Below are 15,844 nucleotides of genomic sequence, written 5' to 3' on the forward strand. Positions count from 1 at the left end.
AGCCCAGGTCAACCCTGCATAACGCTTCCCGACTACGGGGAAGAATAGATTTCTCGCCATAGCTATGCCGGGAAATCCGGCGTGGCGACTTGCTTTGCTTGTTGGGGGGCTCTACTCACTTTGATGCCCATCTGACCTAAGTCAAATGGTGTCCGACTCAAACCCGCATCATTTATGTAAGGCTCAGGGTTTCATCTGAAGTTCTTTGCCCGGGTTCTAGTCAATAGACGCAAAGGGAGTAAAGATGACGCAATATTCAACCATGGCGTTAGCGGCGGGCGTGGCGCTGTCGCTGATGTGCAGCAAGCCAGCCGAGGCTGCCGATGCTTGGACCATCACCGATCTTGGCTCGGCCAACAATGTGCAGACCATGGCCTTGAACGATCAAGGCTGGATTGTGTTGGGCAACAGGATTTTGAGTCCTTCAGCGGGCGGCTACACGGTCACGGAGTTGTTCAATGCGCAGGGCAATGCCAATAACTTTGGCCTGTACGGCATCAATAACAGCAACACCGTGATTGGTGTTGATCGCAATGCGGGTTCGTCGCAGGCCTTTGTGTGGCAGGCCGGCAGCAGAACCAACTTGCCGCAGTTGGCGAACTGGGATCACTATGTCGCCTCTGAAGTGCGGCAGATCAATGCCAAGGGTCAGATCATCGGCAACACCGGTGACGGCGCCGCGATTTGGACGCCCAATGGCAGCGGCGGCTACGACATCGCAGAGCTGAATAAATGGAGCACGGGCAGCGCCATCAACGATGCCGGCATGGGTTTGATGAGCAATGTCAATTCACCGACGGCCAATTTCCAAACTGGCTATTCAAACGGCGTCGGTGCCACCACTTTCATCCCCGAGCGGGTCGGTTTCAGGCCTGCAGGCGCGGCCATCAACAATTCAAACACGGTGGCCGGCGCTGCCTTCTATGAGGCGGCGGGATATAGCTGGAACCAGACTTATGTGTGGCAGGGCAATACGGTGATGCCATTGTCTGTCAGCGCCACCGCCAGCAGTTGGCAGTTGAATGTTGGCGGGGTCGGCGGCATCAACGAATCCAATGTCATCGTCGGCTTCGGTTCTTATGGGCCCTATGACGAGCGGGCCATGATGTGGACGCCGGGCGCGCTGGGCTGGAATGAAGTCGACCTGAACACCTTGAGCTACACAGGCGCGAGTTTTGGCAAGCTGACCCAGGCCAGAGACATCAATGAAAGCGGTCAGATCCTTGGCGCCGGTGATTATTTCGACAGCGCCAGCGGCCAATGGAGCCAGCATATCTTCCTGCTCACACCGGTGCCGGAGTCAGCCAGTTCATCCATGCTGTTGGCGGGCCTGCTAGGCCTGTTTGGCTTGATGCGGAGGCGCCAACGCGTCGCCTAAATTTGCTCGTCGGGCTTCCCCCAAAAAAAAGGGAGACCCGCAAGGCTGATGCGCTGCGGGTCTTTTTGAAGCCTCCCCCTTTGAGGCGGCGGGCTTATCTGCTCAGCAATGCGACCGTTTGTGCGCCGCTTGGGCTGCCCGTTTCTTTGAAGTGCAGTTCAAAGGCATAAAGTTGGTTGGTACCGCTGCTATCTGAGCAGCTCAGATGATGTACGGCGCGGCGAATCGATTGCCGATAGGCGTCTGGGCCGCCGCGCGCAGAAACTGAATTGATTTGATCACCGTGCAGACGAAACTGCACCCGCACCAGACCTGGTTGACCAATACGCTCCCACTGCGAGTCCAACTCTTCCTTCAGAGTCTTCTCTATGCCGGGGCAGGCCTTGGCGACATTCAGCTTGGCAATATCGGGGTTGGCTTGCCCCGCGACTTCGACGCGTTTCATCGTCACAGGGGTCTCAGCGTGAGCGAGTCCCATGCCCAAAGTCATGGGCAAAATGGCGGCAATAGCGAGCTTGGAAAAAGACGTGCGGTTCATGAGTTACTCCTAGTGTTCATCGGGCCAAGATGCAACCGCTTCCGCTCCCTTTATTTGGCGTGAAACAGTGCTGATCTGTGGTCAGAATAGGAGCGACCATGGCGCCGTCCAAGCTGGACAAGACCAACGTCGGTTTTGATGAGACGAAGAGCAGGAATCCGCGATGAACTGCGGGAAAGCCTTAGGGGTTTGTCCCTGTTTGAGATCAGTTCAGCGCATAGGCCACGCGAGGGCCTTCGCGGCCGATGCGGTCGAGTGCCGACACGACCATGACTTCTAGCCCGGGCGCGGCGATCAATAGCTCGGAACCGCTGCTGAAAACCCAGCCCGAGCCGGCATAACGCAGCCACACCGCGTAGCGCTGCGGGCCGCCACCGCCGCGCAAGCTGCCGCCGATTCCTCCGCTCAGGCGGAGACGGTAACTTTCGACATGGTCTGACTGGGCGGCCAGGCTCAGCCGAACTTGAGGGGCGGTTGCGGGCTCGACCGCTTCGGCCAGCCAGGGCGTGGCCGGCGCTAGCGCCGGCGAGGCATAGGGGCCGGCTAACAAGGCGTCTTTGATGCCGCGACGGTTTTGTTTCAAGGCCACCATGCTGAAGTGCAGATGGCCGGCGCTGGGCTTGTTGGCGCCCGAGTCGCGGCTCAGTGCAATCTGGTTCACGATCTCGTCGCTGGGCCAGCTGTCCGCCTTGTCGGTGATCTTGCTGGTGAACAAGCCGGGCCAGATGTGGCGCTGCTGCGGGTTCTGCGCCTGCCAGTAGTCTCGCAATACCTCAAAGGCCTGTGCTTTTTGCGCAATTGGCCAATAAAGCTGTGGGGCCAGATAGTCCAACCATCCTTCGCTGAGCCAGCGCTCCACATCGGCGTAGAGCTTGTCGTACTGGCTGAAGCCGGCAATGCCGGCCGGCCGCAGCGCCGGCTTGCCCAGGCCAAAGGGGCTGATGCCAAACCGCACGCCCGGCTTGGTGCTGCGAATCAGTTGCTGCAGCCGTTGCACCAGCTGGTCGACGTTCTGGCGCCGCCAGTCGGCGCGTTTGAGCGTTCCGCCGGTTTGTAGATAGCGCTGCCAGGCCGGCTCGTCGGGGAAGTCCAGCTCCTGCTTGCTGACGGGGTCCAGCACCGGGTAGGGGTAGAAGTAGTCATCGATGTGCACCGCGTCGATGTCGTAGCGTTGCAGCACATCTTGGATGACGGCCAACGTGTGTTCGGCCGCCGCGGGCTCGCCGGGGTCGATCCACAGCTGATCGCCACAGCGTTTCACCCATTGCGGCTGGCTGCGGCTCAGGTGGCGCGCATCCGTGCTGGAGGCAGCATGGCTTTGGCGGGCTCGAAACGGGTTGAACCAGGCGTGCAACTCCAGGCCGCGGCGATGAGCTTGCTCGACCCAGAAGCTCAGCGGGTCATAGAAGGGCTCCGGGGCCTGGCCCTGAATGCCGCTGAGGTATTCGCTCCATGGCTCCAAGGTCGAGGCGTACAGCGCGTCGGCGCTGGTGCGCACCTGCAGCACGATGGCATTGAGCTTCAGGGCCGTGGCCTGGTCGAGCAGGGCGATGGCCTCGGCCTGTTGCTCGGTGCTGCTCAGACCCTTGCGGCTGGGCCAGTCGATATTCGCCACGGTGGCCACCCAAGCGGCGCGGAACTCGCGCGGCGCTTGCGGGGCCAGCGCGGCCAACTCGGGGGCGAGCTTCAAGCGCAGCGCTGTGCCAGGCTCTACATCCAGTGGCGCCGGCGGGACGGTGGGGCTGGTGCAGGCGGTAATGCCCAAGCAGCCAGTGGCGCCGATCAAGAAGCTGCGCCGCTCGGCGTTCATGCCTCGTCCTCCTTTTTGCCAAAGTCGGCTGGAATCTTGATCAATGCGGTCATGGCGAGCGAGGGCAGGGTCGCCACCAACACCCAGGTGAAGAACAAGGGGTAGCCCAGTTGCTGCTGCAGCCAGCCGCTCCACATGCCCGGCAGCATCATGCCCAAGGCCATGAAGCCGGTGCAAATGGCGTAGTGGGAGGTCTTGTGCGGCCCGTCGGCCACCAAGATCATGTACATCAGGTAGGCGGTGAACCCCAGGCCATAGCCAAATTGCTCGACGGCCAGCCCAAGGCTGATCAGCGGCAAATTGGTCGGCAGGGACATGGCCAGCAACAAGAACACGATGTTGGGCACATGCATGGCCAACACCAGGGGCCACAGCGCTCGTTTCAGGCCCACGCGCGAGATGATCCAGCCGCCCAGCAGGCCGCCCAGGGTCAGTGCGATCAGGCCCACCGTGCCATAAGCAATGCCCACTTGCTTGGTCGACAGGGCCAGCCCGCCCTGCGCGGCTCCGTCCAGCAAGAACGGGGTGGCCAGCTTCAGCAGCTGCGCCTCGGGGAAACGGTAGAGCAGCAAGAAGCCGATGCTGATGGTGATGCCGGGTTTGCGGAAAAAATCCGCAAACACGCGCAAGAACTCGGCCATCAAGCCACCGGCGGCGCGGCTGCCGGGGCCGGGCCGATCTGCCGCGGGGCGCGGCAGCAGCGCCAGGTGGAAGAAGCCCAGCATCACAAACACCGCCGCCATCAGCCCAAACACCAGCGACCAGGCGGTTTGCATGCTGCCGGTGCGTTCTTGCAATTCGCCGGCCAGGTAGACCAAGCCGCCTTGGCCGCCGATATTGGCCAGCCGGTAGAAAGTCGAGCGCACACCGACAAACGCAGCCTGACTGCGCTGCGGCAAGGCCAGCAGATAGAAGCCATCGGCGGCAATATCGTGTGAGGCCGAGGCAAAAGCCATCAACCAGAACACCGCCAGCGTCATCTGGAAGGCCTTGGGGCCGGGAATGGTCAAGGCCACCAAGGCCAAGGCCGCGCCAATCAAGAACTGCAGCGCCCAGATCCAGGCGCGCTTGGTGTGGAACAGCTCAATCAGCGGCGACCACAGCGGCTTGATCACCCAGGGCAGATAGAGCCAGCTGGTGTAGAGCGCGATGTCGGCGTTCGACAGCCCGAGGTTCTTGTACATGATGACCGAGAGCGTCATCACCACCACATAGGGCAGGCCTTGGGCAAAGTAAAGCGAGGGCACCCAGGCCCATGGGTTGCGGCTGAGGGAAGGGGAGTCGGACATGCGAGTGCGCGGGTAAGCGTCGAGGCGGGCGAAGGATAGCGATCAAAGGACAGCGAGTGCGGGGCTCGGGCGACTGTAGCGTGCCGCCCGCCAAAAGTTTTTTCAAACGGGCTGTAAGTTTGCGCGCCGCTGACGCGACAGAGTCAGGCACGTTGAACGGCCACTGGCCCGGATCTGCAGTTCTGAGCTTCGTAACTTTGTATCCACACTTACCTTTTCAGGAGCATCACATGCAACAAACCCTCAAGACCGGCCTGAGCATTGCCGCAGCCGCCGCCGCTCTGTTTACCGCCACCGGCATCGCCAGCGTTGCCCACGCCGAAGACGGCATGGTCAAGTGCAGCGGCATCAACAGCTGCAAGGGCAGCTCCGAGTGCAAGACCGCCAAGAGCGAGTGCAAGGGCCACAACAGCTGCAAGGGCCAGGGCTGGGTCAGCGCCAAGTCGGCGGCCGAATGCAGCAAGTCCGGCGGCAAGGTCGAGAAGTAAGCCCTTTGCCAGCGGGTCGGCATGGGCTAGCCGCGTTTCAGCGGCCGCCCATGCCGACTTCATTTCTCTCTCCAAGATGCTTGGGAGGCCACCGTGCCGACAAGACCGCTGCAGGGCTTTGGACTCGGCCTCAGACCCGAGCACTATGCCGACATCAGTGATCCGCAATCCCCGTTGCCGGCCGCTTTGCGGCCCGACTGGCTGGAGATCATTTCCGAGAACTATCTGGTGCCCGGCGGCAAGCCGCTGCAGCACCTGATGCGCATCCGTCGCGACTACCCCATGGTCATGCATGGCGTGTCCATGTCGATCGGCAGTACCGATCCCTTGAACCTGGACTATCTGCGCGAGCTGAAGGCTCTGGCCGAAAGGCTAGAGCCCGCCTGGGTGTCCGATCATCTGTGTTGGACCGGCGTCGACCACCGCAATCTGCATGATCTCTTGCCGATGCCCTATACCGAGGCAGCCTTGCAGCATCTGCTGCCGCGCATTGCGCAGGTGCAGGATCTATTTCAGCGACCGCTGGTGCTGGAAAACGTCTCCAGCTATGTGCACTTCGCCGCCGATGAAATGAGCGAGGCCGAGTTCGTGGCCGAGCTCTTGCGACGCAGTGGCTGCCGCCTGCTGCTGGATGTGAACAACGTCTATGTGTCCAGCCGCAACCACGGCTTTGATGCGCGTGATTACATCAACCGCCTGCCCGCCGAGCAGATCGTGCAAATCCATTTGGCCGGCCATGAGGACCGCGGCGACTTGGTGGTGGACACCCATGACCATCCGATCAGCGACGCGGTGTGGCAGCTGTATTGCTATGCCTTGCTGCGCATCGGCGCGCGGCCGACCATGATTGAGCGCGATGACCATATCCCACCCTTGATCGAGCTCTTGCAAGAGCTCGACCAGGCGCGCTGTCTGATGCGTACCGTGTTGGGTCGGCAAAGGCCCGCCGCGCGGCTGAGCCGGCCGATCCGGCAGCCTTCGGAGCTGGCGCTGTGAACGGGACAAGTGGCTTGGCCGAATTGCGCAGCCAACAACAGGCGCTACAGGCCTTGACCTTGGGCGCTGGGCATGACGTTGGGCTGGGCCGGGAGGCCGCGCCGGGTACGTGCTTGCGCGGCGAGGCCGGTCTGGCGGTCTATCAAGCGGCTTATCTGGCCCGGCTGCTGTCCGCCCTGCGCGACAACTATGCGGTCTTGCACCTGGCCATGGGTGATGAGGCGTTTGAAGCCTTGGGTCTAGCCTATGCGGCCGCTCATCCCTCGGCGCAGCCATCGATTCGCTGGTTTGGTCATGCGCTGGCCGAGTTCATGGCCAGCGAGGAGGCTGGCGCCTTGTCGCATCCGGCGCTGCTGGACTTCGCGCGCATGGACTGGGCCTTGCGCGCCGCCTTTGACGGCCCCGATGCACCTCCCTTGGCGTTTGAACGTTTGGCCGCGCTGGCGCCCGAGGCCTGGCCTTCGCTGCGCTTCACGCTGCATCCGACGGTGCAGCTCTTGACCCTGGACTGGGCGATAGAGGCGGCCTGGCTGGCCCTGCGCGCCGAGCAGGCCAACGGCCCGGCCCCCGAGCACCGGCCGCATAACTTGTTGGTCTGGCGCCAGGGCTTGGAGACGCGCTGGCGCTCGCTGGAGGCTTGCGAGGCCGCTTTGATCGCGGCACTGCAGGCCCCTCACAGCTTTGAGTCCATCTGCTGCTTGGCGGCGCAATTTGTCGGCGAGGCCGGTGCTGCGGCGGCCGTGGTGCGGGCCTTGCAAGCCTGGGTGGCGCAAGGCTTGCTGGCCGACGCCCTGGGCGCGTCGGCCGAAGTTCAGAGCCGAGCGTCGTAGCTGGCCTTATGGCTGGCCGAGCGCAGCGATTCAATCCATCCCGAGCGGTGCATGCCCGTGGCGGTGGTGCCGGTCATCCGCTGCGTCCAGTTGAAGCTCAGATCGCAGGTCTGCACCAGCGAGCTGTTCGGGCTGTTGGGGTTGTAGTTCTTGCTGGCCGTGTTGAGGGCCAGGTCCAGATCCAGCGTGCTGATGCGGTAGCTGGCGCCGTCGATGCTCGTGCCCAGGCCCAGGTCTTTGCTGTCAAAGCTGGTGCCGTCGGCGCGCACGCACTGCGCCGAGACCATCACGGCCATGCCGCCGGCCGGCGCTTGGCTCATCTGCACCTTGAACTGCCCGGCCGAGCGCGCAATCAGCGCCACGCCGGTGGGCGAGACCACGCTGAAGGGCTTTTGCATCGTGATGGTGCTGGTGTAGACCTGGCTGCCGCGGTGGAAGTTGACGGCCACGCTGGGCTGCTCGGTGGTGTCGGCCAGCTTCGCAACGTAGACGATGCCCTTGCCGGTGTCGTCGCTCAGATCGATGCGCTGCGCGCCGATGGCGGCCGACAAGCGGTCGCTGCCGCTGCGGTAGACGATGGAGAAGGGGTTGTCGCCAAAGCCCAGCCGCGACTCGACGCGCACGATCCCCTGGTCTTGCGTGATCTTGTACTCCGGCCGAATGTCCTCTATGCGCAGCGTGTCGGACTGCTTGCAATTGCTCAACGCGCAGGCGCTGTTGTCAATGAAATTGTCGATCTGCTCCTGCAAGGTGCCGCCGCCGCAAGCGCTGAGCACCAGTGCACTCAGCAATGCGAGGGCCGTGACGCCGCTGATGCCTTGCATGCCGCTGCGGGCGTTCGGGTAGGCCGATTGAAGGGGCAACTGAAGCGAGGCGTTCAGGCCTTGGCTTGGATGGGCGGGCCGGTTTGAGTCTTGAGCGTGCATATCGATAACTCCCTGTTGATGAGGCTGGCTTGGACCTGTGGCTCCAGGAATTGGCTTCCTTCTTGTCAGCGCCGTCGCAGTGTGCCTGTTTGCGTGCTTTCGCCAAGCCGCCTGTCGCAGGTGCTGAAAGCTGCGCCTCGGCGTGCCGCCTGGCGCTACCTTGCTGACCCCTGAGCCTAGGCCTAGGGGTCAGCCCTCGCTGTTCGTGACATATTTCTCGGGCATCATTGCGCGCCTGTCCGGCGTCTGTGCTTGCCGGCCAATTTGAAACACCTAGAGAGGGATAACAATGAAAGCTTACGGCGCCGAATTTTTGGGCACCTTTTGGTTGGTTTTGGGTGGTTGTGGCAGCGCGGTGCTGGCCGCGGCCTTCCCCGAGTTGGGCATTGGCTTCACCGGCGTGTCGCTGGCCTTCGGCCTGACCGTCTTGACCATGGCTTACGCGGTGGGCCACATCTCGGGCGGGCACTTCAACCCGGCTGTGTCGGTGGGCTTGTTTGTTGGTGGCCGTTTCCCGGCTTCCAAGCTGTTGCCTTACATCGTGGCGCAGGTGCTGGGTGGTCTGGCCGCCGGCGGCGTGCTCTACCTGATTGCCAGTGGCAAGGCCGGTTTTGACTTGGCCGGTGGCTTCGCCTCCAACGGTTTTGGCGAGCATTCGCCGGGCAAGTTCTCGATGCAGTCGGCCCTGCTGATCGAAGTGGTGTTGACCGCCTTCTTCCTGATCGTCATCCTGGGCTCCACCGACAAGCGCGCCCCGGCCGGCTTTGCGCCGATCGCTATCGGCCTGTGCCTGACGCTGATTCACCTGATCAGCATCCCCGTCACCAACACCTCGGTTAACCCGGCACGCAGCACGGCCGTGGCCCTGTATGTGGGCGGCTGGGCGGTTGAGCAGCTGTGGCTTTTCTGGGTCGCCCCCATCCTCGGCGCTGTCATTGGCGCCTTGGCCTACAAGTTCGTGGGCAGCAGCGAGCGTTGAGTGAATGACGCCGCCTGTGGCGGCGCGAAGACTCGACAAGCCGGCCAAGCGCCGGCTTTTTCATGCTTTGACGCCGCTTTGCGGTGTTAGATTGGTCGGTCCCTTGCAGGCTGACGATGGCCGCAAGGCTGGAGACTGTTCATCATGCTTTTTGACCTGCCGGATTTGCTGGGCCCCTATCTGCTGCCGCTGCTGATTGCAGTGCCTTTGGCCATTGTGGTTTTCCTCATCAGCACGCGTCGCGGTGATGAGCGCGAAGATCGTGGGGGCACTGACAGCCGACCCGCCGCGCCTGCTGCAGCGCAAGCCGCGCCGGTGCCTGCCGCGCCCGCCGCCGTGCTCTTGGTGGACGACTCCGCCGTGGCCCGCGCCAAGCTCGGCAAGCTGTTCGAGGCAGCCGGCTACCGCGTCACCCTGGCCAAGGATGGGCTTGAGGCGCTGGAACGCTTGGCCGAACAACATTTCTCGGTCATGGTCACCGATCTGGAAATGCCCAATAAGGACGGTTTCGAGCTGATTGCCGACGTGCAAGGCAGCATGACCACCGAAGATTTGCCCATCATCGCCATCACCGGCCATGACGAAATGCAGGCCCGCGTGCATCAGGTGCAAGGCCTCTACGGCATCTTCAAGAAGCCGTGGAACGACCGTGAACTGCTGAAACGTGTTGAAACCCTGGCAAGCCTGCGCCCGGCCGCGCGCAAGCTTTAAGTGACCGTCGAAGTGAAGGCTTAGGCCCGCTGCGCTGCGAAGAACTCAAGCATTGCGCCAGGCCGCGTTCTGCAAGACCACACGATAGCCGTCGTGGTCTTCGAAAGTTCGGCCGCAGCGCTCCCAATACGGGTTGAATGACGTCACCGGCTTGAATCCAGCCGCCTGCATCTGGGCGCAGGCAAGCTGCCACTCGGATTCGACTTCGATGTAAAACACCGCCAAGTCCTCTTGGGTCGGGCTGGGATGAATCGGGTGATGCCGGCAGCTTGTGAACTCGAAGTGGTAGTTCGCGCCGGCTTGGCCCAGCATGACGCCATCGAAGCCCTCGTGATCCTCGAAGCTGCCCAGCACCGCCAGCCCCAGGCCCTCGCAGTACATGGCCTTGGTTTTGGCAAGCTGGCTGACGGGGCGTGCAATGCGGAGTGGGTGCGTCATGGTGCTATGGCTGCGAGGGGTTGGCGATGGATGCAGCGGGCCGCTCATGCAAAGCAACTCGCGTGACCGATTCGGCGCTTGATTCCTAGGCCGCGCCCATTCACGATTGTGGACGAGCGCGAACCACAAAAAAACCAAGCGCGAAGCCCACACCCGCCAGGCCCCAAATGATCGCTGCGACGACTTCAAAGGTGTTGAGCATCGCCGGATGCAGCAGCGCCAGAGGAATCAGCACCAAGGCCCGAAAAAGGCAGACGCTGGCAATGCTGGCGAGACCGAGCCTGAGCAAAGGCAGGCGACGGATATAGGCCGCGGCAGACAAGGCATACGCCGCGCACAGTCCCATGGCCAACGCAATGGCCAGTGAACCCAAGGGGGCCAGCAGCGTGCCCGAGCGGGCGGACTCGACCACGAAAGGTGGTGCGCCGAAGAAGACCAACCAGGGCGCGCCGCCAACGATGGCGCCGAGGTGGATGACCACGCCCATCAACGAAATGGCGGCGGCCAGATAGATCCATGCGAGGGACGATCGGCTCATCTCGGGTTTAGTAGTCATCGCGAGTCCGGTTCAGAGTTTGCAGGGGCGTCATGGCCAGGTGGGTCGTGACCCGACAAGGGCAAGAACGCGCTGCACAAAGGGTGTCTTGGCCTGTGTGTAAGCCTCGCGATCATGGGCGAACTGGGTCGCTAGGCGCAATTTCAGTTGGGCGTATTCGTCGGCAAGTTCTTGGCTGGCGCGTAGCGCGTCGCGAAAAGCCAGGCGTTCGAGCCACAGCTGACTTCCAAACGGCACGAGGTGGAGGTGATGCGTCCGGACCTTCGGCGAGGGCTTGCAGAACCAGTGCATGACCTCAGCGCGATACGGGTGATGGACGTAGCCGACGCGGCAGGCCGCGCCAATGGCCGCTTCAGACTCGCGGAGCGAGGCAACGGGAGCCATGATGTCGATGACCGGCTTCGCTGCAAGCCCAATCACTGCGGTGCTGCCGATGTGTTGGATTTCACCCGCCATCCAAGGCGAAAGAGCGGTTTGAAGTAGCTGCTTCTCGGCCTCAAACAGAGCGGGCCACTCAGCACTATAAGGAACGACCTTTACCGAAGCGCTCATGGGCGATGCACCCTACTAAGCGTCGACGTCAGAGGCCTTGCAGCGGGCTTAGCCCTGTGGCGAAACACGAGACGCATCCAACTTGCCCAGCAGCCACTGCAGCCCCGCAAGGTGCTGTTGATCATGGCTGCAGAGGTAGTGCACCAAGCTGCGCAGCGACAGAGGACCATAGCCTTCAAACACGGCTGTTCGATCAAACTGCTCGGGTTCTAGGCTGTCAATCAGCGCCATTGTTTGCTGGCGGGCCTCGCGAAAGGTGGCAAGGGCAGCGTTTGCATCTGACTTGCTGTAGGCGCGCTCCACGGCCAGCTTGTCCGTATCGATAGACGCCAAGCTGGGGCGCACCTCAGTCAGAGTTCGGCGAAGCCGAACGTGATAGCCATCGATTTCAATGTCACGTACGTGGCAGACCTGCTCAATGGCCGTCAGCGCCTCACTTGGCACACCCTCCCAAGAGGTGGGTGCCCAATTCTTAAACTCCGCCGGGAAGGCCTCGTAATGCTCTTCAAGTTGCTGGGGAAAGGCGCGCAAAGCGGCCAGGGTGATGGGGTTCATGTCGTCGAGCTGGAGTGAGGGGTTAAGGTCAAAGGTGGCGTGGGGCGTAGCAGCAAGCCAATACTAAGGCCCGGATGACTGGGCAGCACCTGGCCCAAGTGATTGGTGAAGAGCAGCTCTGGAGCGATTAACTCGTCGAGTGCGACCGAATCAGACGCCAGCATCGCTAAGCGCAGCCGCTCCTCAGCATTGGCGAATGAATCATTGGCAAGGTGCGACATAAGTCTTCTGCCTGCCTGCCTGAGTGATGGATGCGGTGTCAAGGCGCTAGCTGGCTCAGTCCTGTTTCTTCTCAGGCGCCGACGGCCTATGGTCGAAGCTCAGAACCCTGGCCAAGCGCCACGCGCCGTTCTCGCGCTTCCACAGGTGCACGAATTTGGCTTCCTCTGAACCAGGCTCACCCTTGCGCGCGAAGACATGACGCCCCATCTGTATGGCGCCGTAGCCCTGCATCGGATAGACCTCAAGGCTTCCCGTGACAAGGGTTCGGGTGACGCCGTTGTCGCGGGGACATGACTTCAGAGTTCTTGCGGCCTCGCCGACCGAAGCGCCGGTGCGGTCGTGATAGAACTCTGCATCGTCTGTGAAGAGTGCGCGGAACTGGCTCGCGTTGCAGCTCACGAATGCTGCGTCAAACAACTCGTGATCCATGCGCGCAAGCTCTTCGAAGAGTGGGTCGGAGCGGGCGGCATCCTGCGCAAAGCACGCGCTCGCGCTCATGGCGATGAGTACCGGGGCAAAGCGCCCAGGCCAACTGCGGTGGCGGCGCTGTGGCAGTGGGTAGGTGTGAGGAAGGCTCATGCTGGGATCCTTCGTAAGGCTTAACGCTGGAGCTGATGGGGCGAAACCGGCTGACCACGTGGAACCGGAATTGCTCAGGCAGCATAGCGCGGGCAGCTGACAGCGGTCTACTCGAGTCCGTAGTTAGACCGAATTGCTGCGATCCACATGGCCTTCGCCTCACGAGTCATTTTCCAGTGCGGCCACTGCAGATCAGGAATGAATCAAGCGGCCCTGAAAAGGCTGGAGACAGGTGGCACGCAATGAAATGGAAGCTTGAAGCGGCCGGTCGTCGAGAGTTGATTCGAGCGCAGCATTAGCCAACGCATCTGTCATCCATCCATAGCTCGTAAAGCACGTCCGGACATTTCTCCTCATTGGCCTCGCCATCCGTCAGCTCGATGGGTACAAAGCCGAATCTCTCATAGAACCGCCTTGCACCCGTGTTGGCTTGAAAAGTGTAGAGCCGCACTCGGCCGCGGGCGCCGGCCAGTGCCTGCCGCAACAGCGCAGCACCGAAGCCTTGCCCGACTGAGTCTGGCCGAACATACAACTGGTCAACCCACAGGACGGCGTCCGACACGACGGTCGCAACAAAGCCTAGGGTTTCACCATCGGCCACCGCTAGCGTCACATTTCGAGTTGTGACCAGCTCGCTTTGTACCCATGCAAGCACGGCTTCCTTGGAATGTGCCAGCGGTGCAAAGGGAAGGAAAGTCTCTCTTGAGGCGAGATAGATCTTCGCAATGTCAGCCGCGTCACTGCTCGTGGATGGACGAAGAAGCATTCTGGAGATGGCTAGCGTTTGAACTCGGTGGCGGGTCCCGGCTTGCCGGGTGACCTGCGCTCGATTGAAAAATTAGATGGCACTCTTTCCGTGGCGGGCAAGCCTGAAATTAGCTTGCTTGTGCAGGCGCTCAGAGCATGAGTTGCCGAATGGAGCCGCATACAGACAATAACTGCGGACTCTCCATGCGCCCAATCACCTGTCGGGTCACCGAAGCCATGACCTGCTGCACGCCTGCCATGCCGAGGTTTGCCGATTGCTCCACGATGAACCCAGGCTTGGCCAGCTTGAGCGGCCGCATGAAGCAGTAGTTCAAGCCTGCGTTTGTCAGCTCAACCACGACATTGGCCAGGGCGTCGCGGTGGGTCGTAGCGTCAGGAGCCTGTTCCAACGTATTGAGCAACGACAGCGTCTTCTTGCGAAGTGCCTCGGAGTGATAGACCCGAAGGAATGGCTGGGCTGCCTGATCAGCCTCCTCCGAAGCTAGCTTCGAAGAATGCTTTGAGGCCGAGGTAGGAGCGCGTTTCGAAGGTGTAGCCATGCTCGCGATGATACGGCGCGGCCGGGCGCGCACAACGGCGCCTTTACCGGAGGCAAGCTTCAGAAGAACGAAGGGGCTGCCGGTGCCGTTGAAACTTCAAGGTCATTGGCGCTCAGCGGCGCCATACCGTCGAGCATCCGGTTTAGTGAAGCTTAGGTAACACCCGGATGCCTCAACTCTGTAACAGACACTGCGAAATCTTCATTCCCCGGCATGCGTCCGTGTGAACGGCCAACTTCGACAAACCCAGCCTTCTTGTAAATGGCCAGGGCGGGCACATTGCCGTCCAGCACCTCGGCGCTCAAGCTTGCGGGAATCTCGTGAAGTACAGCCTGGATGAGCGCAGTGCCGATCCCAGTGCCGTAGAGGCGCGGGTCAACGTAAAGCCAAGCGAGCTCATCCATTGAGAATGCAACGAAGCCCATCACGTCTCCGTCACGCTCGGCTACGCGAATCTCGTACTCATGGAATCCTTCGTTGTCCGCCGTCTCAGCAAGGGTCAAGTAGGCCTCGCCAAGTCCGGCGGCAGCCAGCTCATCGCGACGTGCCGCGTCGTGGATCTCGCACACGCGCTGCCAATCATTGTTGGTGTATCGACGAATATTGATTCAGTTGCTCAGTTTGACCTTGGGGGGCTTGGCCGCAATCGTTGGCTCCAGCACATGCGTTGTGACCATTCTGTCATCTGGGTCCGGGACCTGTCGTGAGGGCGTGAACGACGGGTCTTGGAAGATTGAGTTCCAGAACGCCGTTGCTCCAACGGCCTCGTCGTAGACCACAACCGTCCAAGGCACGGCTCGGCTTGACATGAAGTGCCGCACGACCTGGCGCCCGATTCCGTGCCGGCGAAACCGCTTCATGATGAAGAGGTCGGCCAGCTCCAGGGCGCCAGACAAGGCGTCAGAGGTCTCGATAAGCGCAAATCCTGCAATCGCTCCGTCCCATAGGAGGAGATGCGCGCTCCAGCTCGGCGCGGTCCAGTACTGCGCGAAGTAGTCCTGTGAAAGCGAGTAGAAGCCGGTCTCCTCCACGTCACAGCCTTCTTCAGCTGATGTGTCATAGCAGTAGAACTGGAACAGATTCCAGATGACCGTCTTGTGCGCTAAGCAAGGCGAACAGATTTCGAGTGACATGACGGAGGGAATCGGTTTTACGGTCTAACGTTTGAAGTGGCCGGCGCGCAGCTAGCGCGGCTGCTGAGGGTCAAAATGAAATTAGGCCCGATGCCGACGAACCGTTGCTCCCCCGATTGACCGAGTGCTCAGGTATCTGGGCCAGAACGCTTCTCTTCCATGAGGCCAACCAAGTTGCCATCGGGGTCTCGGAGGAAGCCTATCCACAAATCATGATCAGGCATTTTTGAGACGAACTGTGGAGGCCTTTCAGAGGCTGAACCACGGGCAACCATGGCGGCATGGGTGCTTTCGATATCGCTTGTTTTGAAATAGAGAACTGAGTTGCTACCTATTGCCCCGGATCCTTGTGGTGTGGATAGCATGATTCGAATCGACCCGTCAGATAGAAAAGCCAAATTTGGCCCCGCATTAAACAAAAACGTCAGGCCGAGAACATCCCGGTAGTAAGCCACGGCTGTATTGACATCGCTCACGGTAAGGGCGATCTGGCCAATCATCTCAACCCGGTTATTCATAGAGCCTCCATGAGATGAATAACTTTGAAGCTAAACGGT

At 61.3% G+C, this 15,844-nt stretch carries 21 protein-coding genes; 6 read left to right on the forward strand and 15 right to left on the reverse strand.

Going from position 1 to position 15,844, the window contains the following annotated elements; genetic code table 11:
* Nucleotides 1–244 precede the first annotated feature (244 nt).
* Nucleotides 245–1,378, forward strand: coding sequence for a PEP-CTERM sorting domain-containing protein (locus WG899_RS04980; RefSeq protein ID WP_339594518.1), 1,134 nt, complete (start codon nucleotides 245–247; stop codon nucleotides 1,376–1,378).
* 94 nt (nucleotides 1,379–1,472) lie between these two features.
* Here the strand turns inward: WG899_RS04980 and WG899_RS04985 are convergent, their stop codons facing one another.
* The 3 genes from WG899_RS04985 to WG899_RS04995 all read right to left on the reverse strand — a co-directional run bounded on the left by WG899_RS04985 (nucleotide 1,473) and on the right by WG899_RS04995 (nucleotide 5,015).
* Entirely contained in the window at nucleotides 1,473–1,916 is a 444-nt protein-coding gene (locus WG899_RS04985; protein WP_339594519.1) for a hypothetical protein, read from the reverse strand.
* A 205-nt stretch (nucleotides 1,917–2,121) separates the two neighbouring features.
* A complete protein-coding gene (locus WG899_RS04990) occupies nucleotides 2,122–3,726 on the reverse strand; it encodes a glycoside hydrolase family 10-like protein (RefSeq protein ID WP_339594520.1) in 1,605 nt (534 codons plus the stop codon).
* The gene (locus WG899_RS04995; RefSeq protein ID WP_339594521.1) at nucleotides 3,723–5,015 is read right to left on the reverse strand and encodes an MFS transporter; all 1,293 of its coding nucleotides are present in this window, start codon (nucleotides 5,013–5,015) and stop codon (nucleotides 3,723–3,725) included. The genes WG899_RS04990 and WG899_RS04995 overlap by 4 nt, the downstream gene beginning before the upstream one ends.
* Nucleotides 5,016–5,245: 230 nt before the next feature.
* On the opposite strand from WG899_RS04995, the gene bufA2 reads away from it, so the two are divergent.
* From bufA2 to WG899_RS05010, 3 genes are all read left to right on the forward strand, one after another.
* The gene (gene bufA2, locus WG899_RS05000; RefSeq protein ID WP_339594522.1) at nucleotides 5,246–5,503 is read left to right on the forward strand and encodes a BufA2 family periplasmic bufferin-type metallophore; all 258 of its coding nucleotides are present in this window, start codon (nucleotides 5,246–5,248) and stop codon (nucleotides 5,501–5,503) included.
* A 93-nt stretch (nucleotides 5,504–5,596) separates the two neighbouring features.
* Nucleotides 5,597–6,499, forward strand: a complete 903-nt coding sequence (gene bufB, locus WG899_RS05005) for an MNIO family bufferin maturase (protein ID WP_339594523.1) — start codon at nucleotides 5,597–5,599, stop codon at nucleotides 6,497–6,499.
* The gene (locus tag WG899_RS05010) at nucleotides 6,496–7,329 is read left to right on the forward strand and encodes an HvfC/BufC family peptide modification chaperone (RefSeq protein WP_339594524.1); all 834 of its coding nucleotides are present in this window, start codon (nucleotides 6,496–6,498) and stop codon (nucleotides 7,327–7,329) included. The genes bufB and WG899_RS05010 overlap by 4 nt, the downstream gene beginning before the upstream one ends.
* Here the strand turns inward: WG899_RS05010 and WG899_RS05015 are convergent.
* The gene (locus WG899_RS05015) at nucleotides 7,311–8,255 is read right to left on the reverse strand and encodes a hypothetical protein (protein ID WP_339594525.1); all 945 of its coding nucleotides are present in this window, start codon (nucleotides 8,253–8,255) and stop codon (nucleotides 7,311–7,313) included. The two genes, WG899_RS05010 and WG899_RS05015, sit on opposite strands and share 19 nt — an antisense overlap.
* Nucleotides 8,256–8,544: 289 nt before the next feature.
* Between WG899_RS05015 and aqpZ the strand changes: the two genes are divergently transcribed.
* Together aqpZ and WG899_RS05025 are read left to right on the forward strand one after the other, a co-directional pair.
* Nucleotides 8,545–9,234 (forward strand): aquaporin Z, encoded by a 690-nt coding sequence (gene aqpZ / locus WG899_RS05020; RefSeq protein WP_339594526.1) that lies wholly within the window; start codon nucleotides 8,545–8,547, stop codon nucleotides 9,232–9,234.
* Between the two features lie 144 nt (nucleotides 9,235–9,378).
* Nucleotides 9,379–9,945 (forward strand): response regulator, encoded by a 567-nt coding sequence (locus WG899_RS05025; RefSeq protein WP_339594527.1) that lies wholly within the window; start codon nucleotides 9,379–9,381, stop codon nucleotides 9,943–9,945.
* A 45-nt stretch (nucleotides 9,946–9,990) separates the two neighbouring features.
* On the opposite strand, the gene WG899_RS05030 is transcribed toward WG899_RS05025, so the two are convergent.
* The 11 genes from WG899_RS05030 to WG899_RS05080 all read right to left on the reverse strand — a co-directional run bounded on the left by WG899_RS05030 (nucleotide 9,991) and on the right by WG899_RS05080 (nucleotide 15,805).
* Nucleotides 9,991–10,383 carry a VOC family protein gene (locus WG899_RS05030; RefSeq protein WP_339594528.1) on the reverse strand — a complete coding sequence of 131 codons (393 nt, stop codon included), beginning with the start codon at nucleotides 10,381–10,383 and terminating at the stop codon, nucleotides 9,991–9,993.
* Nucleotides 10,384–10,483: 100 nt separating this feature from the next.
* Complete coding sequence (locus WG899_RS05035; protein ID WP_339594529.1) at nucleotides 10,484–10,921, reverse strand: hypothetical protein; 438 nt, start codon at nucleotides 10,919–10,921, stop codon at nucleotides 10,484–10,486.
* A gap of 48 nt (nucleotides 10,922–10,969) precedes the next feature.
* Entirely contained in the window at nucleotides 10,970–11,491 is a 522-nt protein-coding gene (locus tag WG899_RS05040) for a GrpB family protein (protein WP_339594530.1), read from the reverse strand.
* A 48-nt stretch (nucleotides 11,492–11,539) separates the two neighbouring features.
* A complete protein-coding gene (locus WG899_RS05045) occupies nucleotides 11,540–12,046 on the reverse strand; it encodes a DinB family protein (RefSeq protein ID WP_339594531.1) in 507 nt (168 codons plus the stop codon).
* Nucleotides 12,043–12,267, reverse strand: a complete 225-nt coding sequence (locus WG899_RS05050) for a nuclear transport factor 2 family protein (RefSeq protein ID WP_339594532.1) — start codon at nucleotides 12,265–12,267, stop codon at nucleotides 12,043–12,045. Before WG899_RS05050 ends, WG899_RS05045 begins: the two co-directional genes overlap by 4 nt.
* A gap of 55 nt (nucleotides 12,268–12,322) precedes the next feature.
* A complete protein-coding gene (locus WG899_RS05055) occupies nucleotides 12,323–12,847 on the reverse strand; it encodes a nuclear transport factor 2 family protein (protein WP_339594533.1) in 525 nt (174 codons plus the stop codon).
* Between the two features lie 295 nt (nucleotides 12,848–13,142).
* On the reverse strand, nucleotides 13,143–13,613 hold the full coding sequence (locus WG899_RS05060) for a GNAT family N-acetyltransferase (RefSeq protein ID WP_339594534.1): 471 nt from the start codon (nucleotides 13,611–13,613) through the stop codon (nucleotides 13,143–13,145).
* Between the two features lie 130 nt (nucleotides 13,614–13,743).
* Nucleotides 13,744–14,154 (reverse strand): hypothetical protein, encoded by a 411-nt coding sequence (locus tag WG899_RS05065; RefSeq protein ID WP_339594535.1) that lies wholly within the window; start codon nucleotides 14,152–14,154, stop codon nucleotides 13,744–13,746.
* Nucleotides 14,155–14,306: 152 nt separating this feature from the next.
* Nucleotides 14,307–14,723, reverse strand: a complete 417-nt coding sequence (locus tag WG899_RS05070; protein WP_339594536.1) for a GNAT family N-acetyltransferase — start codon at nucleotides 14,721–14,723, stop codon at nucleotides 14,307–14,309.
* Nucleotides 14,724–14,762: 39 nt separating this feature from the next.
* Nucleotides 14,763–15,287: a GNAT family N-acetyltransferase gene (locus WG899_RS05075; RefSeq protein WP_339594537.1), complete on the reverse strand. Its 525-nt coding sequence runs from the start codon at nucleotides 15,285–15,287 to the stop codon at nucleotides 14,763–14,765.
* 128 nt (nucleotides 15,288–15,415) lie between these two features.
* A complete protein-coding gene (locus tag WG899_RS05080) occupies nucleotides 15,416–15,805 on the reverse strand; it encodes a VOC family protein (RefSeq protein ID WP_339594538.1) in 390 nt (129 codons plus the stop codon).
* Between the last annotated feature and the right edge of the window lie 39 nt (nucleotides 15,806–15,844).

This window comes from Paucibacter hankyongi (genome assembly GCF_037482915.1).
Taxonomy (GTDB): domain Bacteria; phylum Pseudomonadota; class Gammaproteobacteria; order Burkholderiales; family Burkholderiaceae_C; genus Paucibacter_A; species Paucibacter_A hankyongi.

Excerpts from the sequence above, each read along its gene's own strand:
- WG899_RS04980 (WP_339594518.1), top strand. The coding sequence starts at position 245 with ATGACGCAATATTCAACCATGGCGTTAGCGGCGGGCGTGGCGCTGTCG.
- WG899_RS04985 (WP_339594519.1), bottom strand. The coding sequence starts at position 1,916 with ATGAACCGCACGTCTTTTTCCAAGCTCGCTATTGCCGCCATTTTGCCC.
- WG899_RS04990 (WP_339594520.1), bottom strand. The coding sequence starts at position 3,726 with ATGAACGCCGAGCGGCGCAGCTTCTTGATCGGCGCCACTGGCTGCTTG.
- WG899_RS04995 (WP_339594521.1), bottom strand. The coding sequence starts at position 5,015 with ATGTCCGACTCCCCTTCCCTCAGCCGCAACCCATGGGCCTGGGTGCCC.
- bufA2 (WP_339594522.1), top strand. The coding sequence starts at position 5,246 with ATGCAACAAACCCTCAAGACCGGCCTGAGCATTGCCGCAGCCGCCGCC.
- WG899_RS05015 (WP_339594525.1), bottom strand. The coding sequence starts at position 8,255 with ATGCACGCTCAAGACTCAAACCGGCCCGCCCATCCAAGCCAAGGCCTG.
- aqpZ (WP_339594526.1), top strand. The coding sequence starts at position 8,545 with ATGAAAGCTTACGGCGCCGAATTTTTGGGCACCTTTTGGTTGGTTTTG.
- WG899_RS05025 (WP_339594527.1), top strand. The coding sequence starts at position 9,379 with ATGCTTTTTGACCTGCCGGATTTGCTGGGCCCCTATCTGCTGCCGCTG.
- WG899_RS05030 (WP_339594528.1), bottom strand. The coding sequence starts at position 10,383 with ATGACGCACCCACTCCGCATTGCACGCCCCGTCAGCCAGCTTGCCAAA.
- WG899_RS05035 (WP_339594529.1), bottom strand. The coding sequence starts at position 10,921 with ATGAGCCGATCGTCCCTCGCATGGATCTATCTGGCCGCCGCCATTTCG.
- WG899_RS05040 (WP_339594530.1), bottom strand. The coding sequence starts at position 11,491 with ATGAGCGCTTCGGTAAAGGTCGTTCCTTATAGTGCTGAGTGGCCCGCT.
- WG899_RS05045 (WP_339594531.1), bottom strand. The coding sequence starts at position 12,046 with ATGAACCCCATCACCCTGGCCGCTTTGCGCGCCTTTCCCCAGCAACTT.
- WG899_RS05050 (WP_339594532.1), bottom strand. The coding sequence starts at position 12,267 with ATGTCGCACCTTGCCAATGATTCATTCGCCAATGCTGAGGAGCGGCTG.
- WG899_RS05055 (WP_339594533.1), bottom strand. The coding sequence starts at position 12,847 with ATGAGCCTTCCTCACACCTACCCACTGCCACAGCGCCGCCACCGCAGT.
- WG899_RS05060 (WP_339594534.1), bottom strand. The coding sequence starts at position 13,613 with ATGCTTCTTCGTCCATCCACGAGCAGTGACGCGGCTGACATTGCGAAG.
- WG899_RS05065 (WP_339594535.1), bottom strand. The coding sequence starts at position 14,154 with ATGGCTACACCTTCGAAACGCGCTCCTACCTCGGCCTCAAAGCATTCT.
- WG899_RS05075 (WP_339594537.1), bottom strand. The coding sequence starts at position 15,287 with ATGTCACTCGAAATCTGTTCGCCTTGCTTAGCGCACAAGACGGTCATC.
- WG899_RS05080 (WP_339594538.1), bottom strand. The coding sequence starts at position 15,805 with ATGAATAACCGGGTTGAGATGATTGGCCAGATCGCCCTTACCGTGAGC.